Origin of the sequence: Streptomyces sp. NPDC006140, from assembly GCF_040628815.1 — a bacterium.
In the GTDB taxonomy this organism is placed as follows: Bacteria; Actinomycetota; Actinomycetes; order Streptomycetales; family Streptomycetaceae; genus Streptomyces.
Genome location: NZ_JBEXTS010000007.1, coordinates 18,903 through 33,688, shown reverse-complemented (window position 1 = coordinate 33,688; position 14,786 = coordinate 18,903). Strand labels below are relative to the sequence as shown.

The window sequence follows — 14,786 nt, the reverse complement described above, 5'->3', positions numbered from 1 at the left end:
CCGGTGCCCTGGGCGCGCCGGCCTTCCTCGGCATGCCCTCCAAAGCAGCACTCCCACGCCCGAGCAATCCCACGAGGAGTCGTGCATGACGACCACCACCCCGGACCCCACCGGCCTCACACCGGCAGACCCGTGGGCCGACCCCGGCCTCCCGGCGGACGAACGCGTCGAGGCACTGCTGGCCCGCCTGACCCTTCAGGAGAAGGTCGCGCAGCTGAGCAGCACCTGGGAGGACGTCGAACCGGCCGGCCCGGACGTGGCGCCCGGCACCAGCCTCTTCGACCGCGTCGGCGACCTCGACGTCACCGCCCGCCACGGCCTCGGCCAGCTCACCCGCCCCTACGGCACCGTGCCCCGGCCCGCCCTGGAGCACGCCCGGCTGCTGGCCGAGCGGCAGCGGCAGATCATGGCGCAGAGCAGGTTCCGCATCCCCGCCATGGCGCACGACGAGTGCCTGACCGGCTTCACCGCCTACGGCGCCACCATCTACCCGACCTCGCTGGGCATGGCGGCCACCTTCGACCCGGCCCTGATCCGCCGACTCGGCGCGGCCATCGGCGCGGACCTGGCCGCGGCCGGGGTCCACCAGGGCCTCGCCCCCGTCGTCGACGTCATCCGTGACTACCGGTGGGGCCGCTGCGAGGAGACCTTCGGCGAGGACCCGTACCTGGTCGGCGAGATGGGCGAGGCGTACGTCCTCGGCGTGCAGAGCGCCGGGGTGTACGCCACCCTGAAGCACTTCGCGGGCTACTCCGTGTCCATGGGCGGCCGCAACCACGCGCCCGCCCGCATCGGCCGCCGGGAGCTGTACGACGTGATCCTGCCGCCGTTCGAGCGGCTGGTGGCCGCCGGGGTGGGGTCCGTCATGAACAGTTACGCCGAGATCGACGGCGAGGCCCCGGCCGCGAGCCGGTGGCTGCTGACCGGGGTGCTGCGCGAGCAGTGGGGTTTCGAGGGCACCGTCGTCTCCGACTACTGGTCGCTGCCGTTCCTGGTGAACGCCCACCGGGTCGCGGCCGACCTGCCCGCCGCCGGGGCCCTCGCGCTGACGGCCGGCCTGGACGTCGAACTGCCGGACCAGCGCGGCTTCGGCGCGGCGCTGGTCGACGCCGTGCGCAGGGGGGAGGCCGACGAGGCCGATGTCGACCGGGCGGTGCGCCGGGTGCTGCGGCAGAAGGTGGCGCTCGGGCTGCTGGACCCCGACTGGGACCCCGAGCCGCCCGCCCTGCGCGCCGGTGCCCTCGATCTGGACAAGCCGGAGAACCGCGAACTCGCCCACGCCGTGGCGCGGTCGAGCGCCGTCCTGCTGTCCAACGACGGCGTCCTGCCGCTGCCGTCCCGTGGCCGGATCGCCCTGATCGGCCCGTGCGCCGACGACGTCCGTACCATGTTCGGCTGCTACAGCTTCCCCAACCACGTCCTCTCCGACCGCGACGACCTGGGCAACGGCGTCGAGGCCGTATCGCTGCGGACCGCGCTCGCCGCCGAACTGCCGGGGGTGGAATGGGAGTTCATGCCGGGCTGTCCGGTCCGCGAGGAGGACCGCTCCGGCATCCCGGCCGCCGCCCGGGCGAGCGCCGCCGCCGACCTGACCGTCCTGGTCGTCGGCGACAAGCCCGGCATGTTCGGCATCGGCACCTCCGGCGAGGGCTGCGACGTGGAGGACCTGCGGCTGCCGGGCGTGCAGGAGGAGCTGGTCGAGGCGGTGCTCGCCACCGGCAGGCCCGTCGTCCTCGTCGTCAACAGCGGCCGGCCGTACGCCGTGGGGCGGTTCGCGCACGCCGCGGCGGCCATGGTGCAGGTCTTCCTGCCGGGAGAGGAGGGCGGCCGGGCGGTCGCCGAACTCCTCTCCGGCGCCGCGAACTTCAGCGGCAAGCTGCCCGTGCAGATTCCCGCCTCGCCCGCCGGGCAGCCGTACACGTACCTCCACCCGCCGCTCGGCGACCGGCAGAGCTGGCTGTCCAACCTCGACCCGACGCCCGCCTTCCCCTTCGGGCATGGGCTGTCGTACTCGGCGTTCGAGATCGGCCACCTGGCCGTCGACCGCGAACAGGTGCCGACCGACGGGCGGTTCGGCGTGAGGGTCCGGGTGCGGAACACCGGCGAGGTGCCCGGCGCCGAGACGGTCCAGCTGTACTTCACCGACCCGGTCGCCCAGGTCACCCGCCCGGTGCGGGCACTGCTGGCGTTCGCCAAGGTCGAGTTGGGGCCCGGCGAGCAGGCGACCGTCCGCTTCGACGTCCACACCGACCGCTTGGCCTTCACGGGTCTGGAGGGCCACCGGATCGTCGAGCCGGGCGAGATCCTGCTGTACGCCGGTTCGTCCAGCCGGGACACCCCGGCCGAGGCGAAGGTGGAACTCGTCGGTGCTGTGCGGGATCTGACGGCCGTACGGCAGCACGGTGTGCCGGTGAGCGTCGAGCGGGAGTGACCGCCCTTCAGGTGCTGCGGGCCACGGACGTCGAGGTCCGCAGCACCAGCTTCGTCGCCAGTTCGATGCGCGGGGACGCCGGTGGGCGGCCCTCGGCCGTCTGCAACAGCACCCGGGTCGCCTCGCGCCCCAGTTCCTCGAACGGCTGGCGCACCGCGCTCAGCGGGGGGCTGGCCATGGCCGCCACCAGCGTGTCGTCGAACGACATCACCGACAGCTCCTCGGGGACGCGCAGGCCCTGCTGGCGGGCCGCCTCCAGCACGCCGAGCGCCTGCGCGTCGCTGGCCGCGAAGACGGCCGTCGGCGGCTGCTCGGTGCGCAGCATCTGCAGGGTGGCGGCGAGCGCCTCGTCGTAGTCGAAGTCGGTGGAGCGCACGATCGCCGGGTCGTAGCCGATCCCGGCCTCCTCCAGCGCGGCCCGGTAACCGTGCAGGCGGGCCGCCCCCGCCAGCGAGTGGGAGCGGCCCGCGACCATGCCGATCCGGGTGTGTCCCAGGCCGAGCAGGTGCTGCACGGCGTCCCGGGCCCCGCTCCAGTTGGTCACGCCGATGCTCGGGATCTCCGGCGACGGCGCGCTGAGCGGGTCCACCAGCACCACCGGCAGCCGCTGCTCGACGATGCGCCGCTGGTCCTCCTCCGCCAGCATCGAGATCACGATGATCAGCCCGGCCGCGCCGAGCGCCACACATTCCTCGAGCCACTGCGAGATGGAACGCCGGCCGGTGGTGCCGGTCACCACGTCCACGCCGAGCTCGCCCGCCGCGTCCACGATGCCGCGTACGACCTCCAGGGTGTACGGGCCCGACAGGTCCCGGAAGACGGTGATGATCTGCCGCGGCTCCCTGTGGTCGCGTTCCCACGGGCGGACGTATCCGTGGCGCGCCAGCAGCTCCTCGACCCGGGCGCGGGTCGCCGCGCCGACGTCGCGGCGCCGGTGCACCACCTTGGAGACGGTGCTGAGCGACACGCCCGCCTCCTGTGCGATATCGGTCAGCAGCCCGTACTGCGCGTCCAGCTGCCCCTTGTCCTGTACGGTCACGTCCCTCGTCCTCGACCTGGAATCCCGCCGCAAGCCAACAGCACCGGGCGCCGGAGGGACAACCCTCCGGCGCCCGGTGGCCCGGACTCAGTTCCGGCTCCACCTCTGGGTGGCGTTGCCGAGAGCCGTCCACAGCTGCGCCTTCGACCCGTTGGCCGTCGCCCAGCCGGCGACGTCGATGGCGAGGCCGTTGGAGCGGTTGACGACGGACCCGTCGAGGCGCAGCCACCACTTCTGGCTGGACTTGCCGTTGCAGGGCCACAGGATCAGCTGGGTGCCGGGGGTGGTGCCGTCACCGGCCGCGGCGAGGCAGTTGCCGAGGACGCGCAGCTCGCCCGCGTCGGTCGCGGTGATCGTCTGGTTCTGGTTGCCGACGCAGTCCCAGATCTGGACCTGCACGCCCGTCTGTCCGTTCGGCACGTCGAGGCAGCGGGCAGAGTTGGCGCCCTTCAGCGTGAAGGGGTTCTTCGCCGCCGGCTCCTGCACGAGCTGCCATTCCTGCGCGTCGTCCGCCGCGGGGTTCGCGGACGCGTCGATCGCCGGTTCCACGTCGACGGGGCCGTTCTGCGTCGCGCCCGTCATGTACAGGCTGGTGTTCCGCACCGACCGGACCTTGTAGTACCCGTCGGTCGAGGGCACGAGGGTCCACCGCTTGTCGGTGGCGTTGTCGTCGACCCACTGGGCGAGGCGCTGCCCGGCGGTCGCGCTGCCGGTCCAGATGCCGGCCGCGCGGCCGCCGGCCTTGTTGAGCAGGGTCACGTCGGAGCCCTTGTCCGTCAGGTGCCAGCGCTGGGTGTCGTCGGCCGCGTTTCGGGGTCTGAGGACGAGGTCGGGGACGTCGCCGGTGAGGTTCGCGTCCTGCGTCTTGCCGGCGTCGGGGGCGAGGGCCTGCCCGGTCAGGCGGTTGACCAGGGTGTAGTAGGCGCCGTCGGAGTGGCCGAGGTCGACCTCGCCGTAGCGCACGGGCCCGACGCTGTTGCCGCTCCAGGAGGCCTGGAGGACGAGGACGCGCCCGGTGCCCTCGACGTACTGCAGGTTGCGGCTGTACCCGGCGGGCAGCGTCGTCTGGTACTCCTTCCAGGTGCCGTCGCTGCGGCCGGACTCGTTCACCCACACGTTGCCGCTGCCGGCGGCGTTGTACACGATCCGCCCGTCCGGCATCGGCAGCAGCACCGGGCTGCCGCCGGTGGCGAGCGTGTGGCCCCCCGCCGGTACCGGCAGGTCGGTGATCGGGTGGTCGGCGGCCGCGTAGAACTTCAGCGGATCGTCCGCGATCTTGTACCGGACGTCGGTGCCGCCTCCCCAGTACTCGTACGTCATGATCCACTTGCCGTCGGTGGTCGGCGCGACCGTTGTCATGCCGGGGCGTCCGCCGCCGATCTCCGTCTTGCCGTTGCCCCGGTCCACGGTGAGGCCGGGCACGTCGACGACCGGCCGGCTCCAGGACGTGCTGGTGCCGTCCCAGGTCCGGTGCACGAGGACCTGGCCGCCGGAGTCCGCCGCCGTCGCGTTGTCCGGGTCCAGGGTCGGCACGCCGGTGGCGGTGTCGTAACCGAGGTAGTCGTTCTCGTCGGAGTAGTAGGCGATCAGCTTGCCGCCCCGGGCCAGCAGGTGCGGCTCCCATATCGGGTCGACCTGTGCCGCGGTGTTGGCCCGGGACACCCGTCCGATGCTTCCCGCGCTGCCGCCCTGCCACCCGCCGGCGGCGATGATGTTCTCGAAGCTCCAGGTCGCGCCGTCATCAGTGCTGGCGTACAGGGCGAGCGCGACGTCCTTGCGGTCGCCGTCACCGGTCGGCGTCCACGTCGGGTCGGCGGCCTTCTGCTCCCGGTAGTAGGAGTCGTCGCCCGAGACGATGCTCGCGAGCAGCAGCGTGCCGGCCTTCAGATCACCGACGTCCTGCGGGAGCGTGTACGGGTACGCGTTGGTCCAGTTGCTCGTGTACTTGGCGTACTGCGGGTCGCTGGACAGTGCGGCCGGAGGTTTCACATCGGCCAGCTTCTGCCAGGTCGTGCCGTCGTCGTCGCTCTTGTAGACGGGGAGCGTCTGCCCCACCGGGTCGGTCTGGCTGTTCTCGAACGTCGCCACGATCCGGCCGCTCGGAAGCTGCGCCGACTTCGGGTAGAGGACGCAGGGATTCTTGTTGCACGCGGCGGGATTGCCCGCCACGTACATATTCGACGGGGTCGGCTGATAGGCCGCCGCACTCCCGGCGGAGGCGACGGCGAATGCCACGCCGACGCCCATGGCTGTCGCTGCCGAGAGAGCCCTCCGGGCCTGTGGTTTTCTCATTGCGTTTCCTTCGAACGTGGCGACGTTCGGCAATTGCCTTCCGGGCAGTATTGGGACGCGGCGCCGCCATGTCACGAGCCCGTTTCCGAAAGACTTTCGTGACTGGTGGTCATGCCCCGGCGTACAAGACGCGTCCGGGCGGCCCGCAGGGCACGCGGTGTCCGGCGATGACCACCCCTCTCAGCCACGCCTGCAAGGCCGCCTTCGGCGCAGACCCGCCCGATGGCCGGCGGAGGGCATTCTCGTTCAGAGCAGTCCGGCGTCGTGGGTGGAGTGGGTCAGGTAGACCCTCCGCTGTGTGACGTCGGCGGTGTCACCGACGACGTCCAGACGGGTGCGCACGGGAAGGTCGCTCGACGACGAGCCGACGGAGATCCACATCGGTCCCGGGTCCACGACCCACCTGTCGTCCGGGGACAGGTAGGCCAACAGAGGAAGCTCCAATGCGAACGTCACCGTCGCCTTACCTCCTGGCTGAAGTTCCAGCCGGTGGAACCCCGCGAGTTGGAGTGCCGGCCGCGAGATACCGGGGGCATCGTCCTCGACGTAGAGCTGGACGAGCTCCACGCCCGGGCGGTCGCCGGCGTTCTCGACGGTGACGGTGATGTCGACCGTGCCGTCGGGTGCGACCGTTGTGCTGCTCGGATTGAGGTCGGAGTAGACGAAACGTGTGTACGTCAGGCCGTGGCCGAACGGATAGAGCGGTGCCGCGGACTCGTCCACGTACCCGCCGTGCGGGTCGCCTTCGCGGCGGCGGTACCCGCTGCCGAACCGCTGGCCGGAGTGGATGGGGACCTGTCCGCTGGAGCGGGGGATCGTGTAGGGCAGGCGTCCCTGCGGCTCGGCGACGCCGGTCAGGATGTCCGCCACCGCGCGTGTGCCGAACTGCGAGCCGTAGTAGCCGAGAAGGATCGCGTCGAGCTCGGGCTCGACGTCACCGAGGGCGACGGGACGGCCGGAGAAGATCACGCCGACGGTTGCCTTGTCGAGCGCGGCGATCTCGTGCACAAGCCGGCGCTGTACCTCCGGCAGTCGCACATCGGCGGTGTCCGCGCCCTCGCCCTCCGTCCGTTCGCTGAAGAACCACCGGGCCAGGCCGCCGAGCGCCAGGACCACGATGTCGGCGTCACGCGCGGCCTCGACGGCGGCGCGCATCTCCTCGGCCCCGTCCGTGATGCCGCATCCTGCGGCGACGAGGATCTCCGCGTCGGGCAGCGCGGCGCGCAGGGCGTCCGCGAGGGAGACGGCGCCGTACCGCGTGTGGGCGAACTCGTCCTCGTCCATCGCGAGCAGGTCCCCGATCTCCTGCCGCACATAGGCGTCGTCGGGGCCGAAGGTGTCGATGTCGTCGACGCCGACCATCGAGCTGGTCGCGCCGTTCAGCAATGCCCGGGTGAGCGCGATGGAGGAGGGGAAGGTGTAGGGGGCGAAGGCCGCGCCGATCCGGTCGGCGTGCGGCCCGATGACGGCGATGCGTGGAGCGCCGCCGAGCGGGAGCACCCCGCCGGCGTTCTTGAGCAGGGTGACGGACTCGCGCGCCAGGCGCAGGGAGAGGTCGCGTCCCTCATGCGCCAGGGACATGATGGCGACGGGGTCGGTCTCCACGTACGGGTTCTCGAACAGGCCCAGCTGGAACTTGTGGGTCAGCACCCGCAGCACCGACTCGTCGACGGTCGTTTCCGGGATCTCGCCGACGCGGACGGCCTCGATGAGGCTGTCCCCGTAGCCGAACGGCTCGGGCAGCTCCACATCGATCCCGGCCCGCAGGCCCAGCACGGCCGCCTCACGTGCGTCGCGCGCGGCGCGGTGATGTGTCACGAGGTTTTCGATCGAGAGCCAGTCCGACACGACGGTGCCGTCGAAGCCGAGCTGGTCGCGCAGCATCTCACGGAACAGGCGGGGGTCGGCGGCAGCGGGCACTCCGTCCCAGTCGGCGAGCGAGTTCATGATCGAGCCGAGGCCCGCGAGCTGGATGGCGGCGGCGAAGGGGCGCGCGTACACCTCCCGCAGCTCGCGCGCTCCCATCGGTACGGTCGCCATGTTGAGACCGCCCTCGCTCATGGCGTACCCGAGGAAGTGCTTGCCGGTGGCGATGACGCCGTCCACGAGCGACTCGCCCTGCAGATCGCGTACGAAGGACACCCCGAGCGCGCTGACCAGGTACGGATCCTCGCCGTAGGTCTCGTGTACGCGGCCCCATCGCGCGTCGCGGGCGACGTCGAGCAGCGGGGAGAGGGCGTGGTGCAGGCCCACGGATCGCATCTGCCGGCGCATCAGTGCGGCCATCTCGCCCACCCCGGCGGTGTCCCACGTGGCCGCGAGACCGATCGCCGTGGGGAAGGAAGTGAAGGTGGGAGCGTTGACGCCGTTGAGCGCCTCGATGTGCATGATCGCCGGAATGCCGAGGCGGGTGTTCTGCACGAGGTGGCGCTGCACCGCGTTGTTGAGCCGGGCGAGTTCGGCCGCGTCGGTCGGGAAGCCGCCCAGGTGCGGCTCGATGTAGCCGATGCCGTTCGCGAGCTTGGCCGCGGCGACATCCGGGCGGATGCCCTTCGCGTCGAAGAGCATCGTCGGTGTGAGCGACGTCAGTTGGGCGACCTTCTCCCGCATGGTCATCCGACCGAGCAACTCGGCAGCGCGGGAACGTGCGTCGGTCATGGCCTGTTCCTTCGGTACGAATTCCTGCTCTGAACCGGTCATCAGATGTCGAGCCCCGATCCCAGGGGGAACAGCGGATCCGCGGTGTTCGCCGGCACGTCGGGCGCGGACTCCCGCACGGCCTGCATCGAGCGCGGCAACTCGACGGGGAGTCTGCCCCGGGGGGCGATGCGGCCGGTGAGTGCGGCGAGCAGTGCGTCGTCCGAGACGCCGAAGGTGACGGTGAGGCCGGCGAGCGCGTCGATGAGCGGGGTGAGGATGGCGGGGCGGTCCAGGGCGACGTCCACGATGAGCGGGGCCTGCTGGGCGATCATGCGCAGTCGGTGCACCAGGCCGGGGGGCAGTTCGAGAGACCCCTGGTGGAAGTACGACTCCAGGAACAGGTCGTCCCGTGGCTCGAAGGGTGCGTCGATGCGCACGATGGCCAGGTCCGCCTCCTGCGGGGTGGCCGCGGGGGTGACGGCCCGGGCGAGGGCGTCCGGATCGACACCCTCCGCGTACACGCGCGCGTTCCGGTCGAGGGGGAGCAGCGGCTCGCCATGGACGACGGCGTTCTTGAGCACGGTGACCGATCGGGACTGCGTTTCCAGCGCGATCCGCCGGGTCTCGGCGTTGCCCACGACGGCCCCGGCGGCATCCTCGTCGACGAAAGGGTCGTCGAAGAGGCCGAGCCGGAACTTGACCAGCAGGACGCGGCGCGCCGACTCGTCGATTCTGCTCTCCGCGACGACGCCGTCCCGTACCAGCTCGAGCAGCAGGTCGGTGCACTGTTCGCCGCCGAACTGGTCCGCGCCGGCGTTGAGGATCTTGACCAGGCGCCGGCGGGCGTCGAGCTCCTCGACTCCCCACGCGCGGGCGGGCAGGACCTGGTCTCCGACGAGGTTGTCGTTCACCAGCTCCCAGTCCGTGATGATCAGGCCGTCGTACCCGAGCCGCTCTCGCAGCAGCCCGGTGAGGATCTGCCTGTTGTACCCGAACCCGACCTCCTCGATCGGTTCTCCGTCGATGTCGAGCCCGACCGGCATCCCGTAGTAGGGCATGATCGCGGCGGTGTCGTGCTCGATGGCGGCCACGAACGGTCGAAGGTGCTCGCCGAACGCCCCGCCCGGGTAGACCTGCTCGCGACCGTACGGGAAGTGCGCGTCCTCGCCGTCCAACTGCGCGCCGGCGCCGGGGAAGTGCTTGGTGACGCAGGCGACGCTCGTCGAGTCCAGGGTCGGGCCCTGGAACCCCTCCAGATACGCGCGTGTGTACGCCACCACGAGATCGGTGTCGGCGCCGAAGGTCTGGAGCTGGCGTGCCCACCTGGGCTCGCTGGCGAGGTCCACCTGGGGGTGCAGCGCCATGCGGATCCCCACAGCGCGGTACTCGTCGCGCGCCCGGCGTGCGAACTCCCGTACGACGTCCGGGTCCCGCAGCGCCGCGAGGCCGAGCCCGTCGGGCCACTGCGAGAACGGGCCCGCGGTGAACGACGCCCCCACGTTCTCCAGGAACCCGTGTCGCGGGTCGGTGGATATCGTCACCGGGATGCCGTGCGGAGTCTTCTCCGCGAGCCGTTGGATCGCGTTGTTCCATCGTGCGGCCGACCGGGCGTCATCGATGCGGTGCACGTTGAAGTGGTTCATCGCCCTGCCGATGATCACCTCGCTGGTGGGCGACTTGCTGATCGCGCCGGGCTCTTCGAGGACCGTGCCGTCCGGGCCGATCTCGATGACCGTGTGGAAGAGCAGACCGACCTTTTCTTCGAGCGAGAGCCGGGACAGCAGGTCCTCGGTGCGTTCCTCGGGGCCGAGCCGTGGGTCCTCGTACGGGTCCATGCGGCCGTTGCCGTTGAGATCGCGGAATCCGGTGCTGTGCGGTGCGGTCGTCGCGTGCATGGGGGGTCGGTGGTTCCTCTCAGGTTCGTCTCCGGGGCCTCGGCACGGGCCTCCGCATGGTCGGGGCTGGGACGCAGTGGCAGCGCACCGCGGCGCGATACGGTCCGGACGGGCGCTGCGGCGAGCGGCGTCATCCCTTGATGGCTCCCTGCATGACGCCGGCGACGAGTTGCTTGCCGAGGACGGCGAACAGCGCCAGCAGCGGCACCACCGACACCAGCACGCCGGTCATGATGAGGGGGATGTCCTTGAAGAACCCGGCTTGCAGCAGTTGCAGCGCGACGGGCAGTGTCGGGTTGGTCGTGCCGAGGACGATCGACGGCCAGAAGAAGTTGGTCCAGGCTCCGATGAAGGTGAACAGGCCCAGCATCGCGGCCGCGGGCCTGGCGGCAGGCAGGACGATGGACCGGAAGATCCGGAAGGTCGAGGCGCCGTCGATGCGGGCGGCTTCGATGAGCTCGTAGGGCAGGGCCGCCTGAAGATACTGGGTCATCCAGAACACTCCGAAGGCGGACGCGACGCCGGGGATGATCACTGCCCACAGGCTGCCCGTCAGTCCCAGCTCGCGCATGACGATGAACAGCGGCACGACGCCCAGCTGTGTCGGGACGGCCATGGTGGCCACGACGAAGGCGAGCAGACCGGCCCGCCCTTTGAACCGGAGCTTCGCGAAGGCGAAGCCCGCCAGCGTGGACAGGAACACGACCGCGAGCGCCGTCGTCACCGAGACGACGACGGAATTCCAGAGCGCGCGCGGCAGATCGATGTCCGAATCAAAGACGCGTACGAGGTTGTCGCCCAGATGCCCGCCCGGGATGGGCGAGGGGATCGGGTTCTGCGCGACCTCCGCCGATGTCGAGGACGCGAGCAGGAGTGTGTAGTAGAGCGGGAAGATCGAAATCAGCGCGACCACGGTAAGGATGACGTAGGTCATCCGTCCGGGCCGGCGCACGGCACCGTGGTCCCGGTCGCGACGGCGGCGCGCCGCTCGGGCGGCGCCTCGGCCGGATGTCTGCTCGATGTACGGGACGGAAGGAGTGGTCACGTGCTGCTCCCGGGCGTGTCACCGGACGGTGCGGAGGAGGCGGGCGCAGGGGCTGCCGCCCGGCGTGCGTCTCGCCGGGCGGCGCGGCGCGCCTTTCGGGGGACAGTCACCGGGTCGTCGCCGGAGGCGATGCGGCGCGACAGCCAGTTGCTGACCACTGCGAACACGATGATCAGCAGGAAGAGCAGCCACGCCACCGCCGCGGCGCGGCCCAGCCGCTGCTGGTTCCAGCCGAGTTCGTACAGGTACAGAGTGATCGTTTTCCACTGCCCCGAGCTGCCACCGAGCCCCTGTGTGTCGTACAGGCGTGGCTCGTCGAAGATCTGCAGGCCGCCGATCGTGGACGTGATCACGACGAAGATGATCGTCGGGCGTACGGAGGGCACCGTGACGGAGAAGAACTGCCGTACCCGGCCCGCGCCGTCGAGGATCGCCGCTTCGTACAGGTCACGGGAGATCGCCTGCATGGCGGCCAGCAGCACGAGCGTGTTGAAGCCGGTCCACCGGAAGTTGACCATGTTGGCGATGACGATGTGCGCCGGCAGGCTGTCTCGATGCCAGCCGATCGGGTCCATCCCCAGTTGCTCAAGCAGCGCGTTGACCAGGCCGGACTGATCCGCGAACATGCGCGAGAAGATGAGCGACACGGCGACCGGCGCGATGACGTACGGCAGCAGCACCCCCATGCGCCAGAAGGTGCGCGCGCGGATGTTCGCGTGCAGGAGGCTGGCCAGTACGAGCGCGAGGGCGACCTGGGGGACAGTCGACAGCAGGAAGATGCTGACGGTGTTGCCCATGGAGTCCCAGAAGACCGGCTGTTCCAGGACGAAGGTGAAGTTGTCCAGCCCCACGAAGTCGCCCTGACCGCCGATGAGGTCCCAGTCGTGCAGCGAGACGTAGGCGGTGTACAGCAGCGGGAAGAGGCCGACGATCCCGAACAGGATGAAGAACGGTGAGATGTAGGCGTACGGCGACGCCTTCATGTCCCAGCGACCCAGACGCTGACGCCAGCGGGAAGGAGGTCGTGGAGGGGAGGCGTCCGCACGGGTCGACGCGCTCACTGCCGGATGGGCCATGGGCTCTTCCTTCGGTGGTGACTCGGGGACGCCCGCCGCGACGGGCGCCCCCGGGTTGGCGGACGCGCTGCTCACTTCAGCGCGTCCAGCCCGTCGACGAACATGTCCCACGACTCCTTCGCGGAGTGGGTCTTGTCGACGGAGACACGATTGATCGCGTCGTTGAACGCCGCTGTGATCGCGAAGTAGTTCTCACCCTTGTACGGGATCGTCTTGATGGCGGAAGCACGGGCGGTGAGGAACTTCCCCACGGGCGCGTCGTGGAAGAAGGGGTCGGTCACCTTCTGCAGCTCGGGGCTGTTCTGGGCCTTGACCTGGCTGGGGAAGTTGCCCGTCGCCTTGAACGCCTTCAGCTGCTGCTCGGGGGCGGTCAGCCACTCCGCGAGCGCCTGCGCCTCCTTGGGGTGCTTCGACTGGGTCGGCACGGTGAGGTACGACCCGCCGCTGTTGACACCGCCGTTGGGGTAGACGTCGGCGACATCCCATCCCTTGACCCCGGCCGCGTTGCCCTTGATGACGCCGAGCATCCACGACGGTGCGAGCATGACCGCGAACTTGTCCTTCTGGAAGGCGCTCACCCAGTCCTCGCTGAACCGCGCCAGGTGAGCCGACAAGTCCTCGTGCGACGTCACCGTGTCGTAGATGTTCCGGAGATCCTTGTTCTCACCCGCGATGATGTCGTCGGTCTTGGGGTCTTCCCAGAGCACTTCGTACTGGTCGGCCCAGCTGGTCGCGACCGAGGCCGACGCGTCGTAGAACGCCGGGCCGGTCTTGGCGGCCATGAACTTCTCTCCGACGGCGAAGAAGTCGTCCCACGTCGCGTCGTCGCCCCCGAAGAGTTCGGCGACCGCCTTGCGGTCGGTCGGCAGCCCGGCCGCCTTGAACAGGTCGGCGCGGTAGGCGATGGTCTGCGGGCCTATGTCCGTCGCGTACCCGAGCAGCTTTCCGTCGTCCGTGGTGGCGAGCTTGGTGGTCCAGTCCTTCCAACGGCCCTCGACCTTCGGTGAGGAGAGGTCCACGAAGTTGTCCGGGTACTTGCGGATCTGCGGCATCCAGCTGTTGTCCACACCGACGACATCGGCGAGGCCCGAGCCGGCGCCGAGGGCGGTCTGGAACTGCTCCTTGGCCTCGTCGCTCGTGGCGAAGCGGTTGTGCTTGACCGTGATCTCCGGGTGGAGCTTCTGGTACTCCTTCAGCAGGTCGCCGTATCCCCATTCGCTGAACGTCGAGATGTTGAGAGTGATCTTGCCGTCGGCGCTGCCCTCGTCGCCGGCTCCGCACCCAGCGGCGAGGGCGGTCAGCGCGACCGCCGCAAGCACAGCGAGGGACCTTCGGGGGAATCGCATCTGTACTCCTTTGTCCAGGCGGCGCGCCTCGGTTCCGCGGCGACATGGCAGGCGGCCCGGCCGCTGTGCGCTCCCGCGAGGTGCACGAGAGCCTTTCGCCCGAAGGTCGTTTCACGCTGCAGCTTCCCCGGCTGGGGTGTCGTCCCGGATGTCGCGGTGGCGGCGAGTATCCCGCAATACAGTTCACCTGACAAGTTTTCGTCCGGTTCTCGTCGTCTCGCCCTCGCCCGGGTCGGTCACGACGTCACGCCCCGGTATCTTGAGGGGATGGCGGAACGCAACGGGCCTCGCGGCCCCTATCGCAAAGGGCTCCAGCGCCGCCGGGAGATCATCGCCGCTGCAGCCGAGCTCTTTGCCGAGGCCGGGTACACGCACTCGTCGATGCGTGAGCTCGCGAGGCGGATGGGCCTCACGCAGACAGGGGTCCTCCACCACTTCGCCGACAAGGAAGAACTCCTGGTCGAAGTGCTCAACCTGCGTGACTCGTCAGTCGCCGAGTATCTGTCGGAGCTCCAGGCCACCGACGTGCCGACCCGGTCGAAAGAGGTCGCGCGCCACTCCGCGGAACACGAGGGGCTGACGTCCCTGTACATCATCCTGGCCGCCGAGGCGATCTACCGCGATCACCCGGCGCACAAGTACTTCGTCGAGCACTACCGCTCGGCCCAGACGCAGACGCTCGATCCCGGCCCCGAGGCTTCCGAGAACGCCCCGATGGGAGTGAGCCCGGAGATGATCGCCACCCTCGGGATCGCCGTACAGGACGGGCTGCAGCTGCAGCGGCGGTATCGGGACGACATCGACGTCGTCGCCGCAGTCGACGCCTATTGGCGCCTCGTGGCGGCTGCCCGGGCGCACTGGTCACAGCAATCGGCCTCTGAAGGCTCTGATCGGCAGGATGGCGACGACTCCGACTGAGTTCTGCTCGAACCGGTCGTGATCGACGAACGCGGGCATGAAGGCGACGTCGAGCCCGGAGTCCCGCAAGGGGCGCCGAAGAACCTCATGCGTCTCCGCCTGCA

General features: G+C 70.1%; 9 protein-coding genes. 2 read left to right on the top strand and 7 right to left on the bottom strand.

Annotated features, from left to right (window positions below; all coding sequences use genetic code 11):
• Positions 1 to 85: 85 nt before the first annotated feature.
• Positions 86 to 2,431, top strand: a complete 2,346-nt coding sequence (locus ABZ386_RS19530; protein ID WP_358965321.1) for a glycoside hydrolase family 3 N-terminal domain-containing protein — start codon at positions 86 to 88, stop codon at positions 2,429 to 2,431.
• Positions 2,432 to 2,438: 7 nt separating this feature from the next.
• Here ABZ386_RS19530 and ABZ386_RS19525 read toward each other — a convergent pair whose 3' ends face one another.
• The 7 genes from ABZ386_RS19525 to ABZ386_RS19495 form a co-directional block, all read right to left on the bottom strand.
• Complete coding sequence (locus ABZ386_RS19525; RefSeq protein WP_351336148.1) at positions 2,439 to 3,470, bottom strand: LacI family DNA-binding transcriptional regulator; 1,032 nt, start codon at positions 3,468 to 3,470, stop codon at positions 2,439 to 2,441.
• 87 nt (positions 3,471 to 3,557) lie between these two features.
• Positions 3,558 to 5,645, bottom strand: a complete 2,088-nt coding sequence (locus tag ABZ386_RS19520; RefSeq protein WP_358965511.1) for an RICIN domain-containing protein — start codon at positions 5,643 to 5,645, stop codon at positions 3,558 to 3,560.
• A 363-nt stretch (positions 5,646 to 6,008) separates the two neighbouring features.
• Complete coding sequence (locus tag ABZ386_RS19515) at positions 6,009 to 8,420, bottom strand: glycoside hydrolase family 3 N-terminal domain-containing protein (RefSeq protein WP_358965319.1); 2,412 nt, start codon at positions 8,418 to 8,420, stop codon at positions 6,009 to 6,011.
• 41 nt (positions 8,421 to 8,461) lie between these two features.
• Positions 8,462 to 10,297, bottom strand: a complete 1,836-nt coding sequence (locus ABZ386_RS19510) for a glycoside hydrolase family 3 N-terminal domain-containing protein (RefSeq protein WP_358965318.1) — start codon at positions 10,295 to 10,297, stop codon at positions 8,462 to 8,464.
• A 130-nt stretch (positions 10,298 to 10,427) separates the two neighbouring features.
• Positions 10,428 to 11,342, bottom strand: a complete 915-nt coding sequence (locus ABZ386_RS19505) for a carbohydrate ABC transporter permease (protein ID WP_358965316.1) — start codon at positions 11,340 to 11,342, stop codon at positions 10,428 to 10,430.
• Positions 11,339 to 12,418: a sugar ABC transporter permease gene (locus tag ABZ386_RS19500; protein WP_358965315.1), complete on the bottom strand. Its 1,080-nt coding sequence runs from the start codon at positions 12,416 to 12,418 to the stop codon at positions 11,339 to 11,341. Before ABZ386_RS19500 ends, ABZ386_RS19505 begins: the two co-directional genes overlap by 4 nt.
• A 71-nt stretch (positions 12,419 to 12,489) precedes the next feature.
• Positions 12,490 to 13,764, bottom strand: coding sequence for an extracellular solute-binding protein (locus ABZ386_RS19495; protein WP_358965313.1), 1,275 nt, complete (start codon positions 13,762 to 13,764; stop codon positions 12,490 to 12,492).
• A 267-nt stretch (positions 13,765 to 14,031) separates the two neighbouring features.
• Between ABZ386_RS19495 and ABZ386_RS19490 the strand changes: the two genes are divergently transcribed.
• Entirely contained in the window at positions 14,032 to 14,682 is a 651-nt protein-coding gene (locus ABZ386_RS19490) for a TetR/AcrR family transcriptional regulator (protein ID WP_358965311.1), read from the top strand.
• Positions 14,683 to 14,786 lie beyond the last annotated feature (104 nt).

Bases quoted from the DNA above. Each gene is read 5' to 3' on its own strand.
- ABZ386_RS19530 (WP_358965321.1), top strand. From the start codon at position 86: ATGACGACCACCACCCCGGACCCCACCGGCCTCACACCGGCAGACCCG.
- ABZ386_RS19520 (WP_358965511.1), bottom strand. From the start codon at position 5,645: ATGTACGTGGCGGGCAATCCCGCCGCGTGCAACAAGAATCCCTGCGTC.
- ABZ386_RS19515 (WP_358965319.1), bottom strand. From the start codon at position 8,420: ATGACCGACGCACGTTCCCGCGCTGCCGAGTTGCTCGGTCGGATGACC.
- ABZ386_RS19510 (WP_358965318.1), bottom strand. From the start codon at position 10,297: ATGCACGCGACGACCGCACCGCACAGCACCGGATTCCGCGATCTCAAC.
- ABZ386_RS19500 (WP_358965315.1), bottom strand. From the start codon at position 12,418: ATGGCCCATCCGGCAGTGAGCGCGTCGACCCGTGCGGACGCCTCCCCT.
- ABZ386_RS19495 (WP_358965313.1), bottom strand. From the start codon at position 13,764: ATGCGATTCCCCCGAAGGTCCCTCGCTGTGCTTGCGGCGGTCGCGCTG.
- ABZ386_RS19490 (WP_358965311.1), top strand. From the start codon at position 14,032: ATGGCGGAACGCAACGGGCCTCGCGGCCCCTATCGCAAAGGGCTCCAG.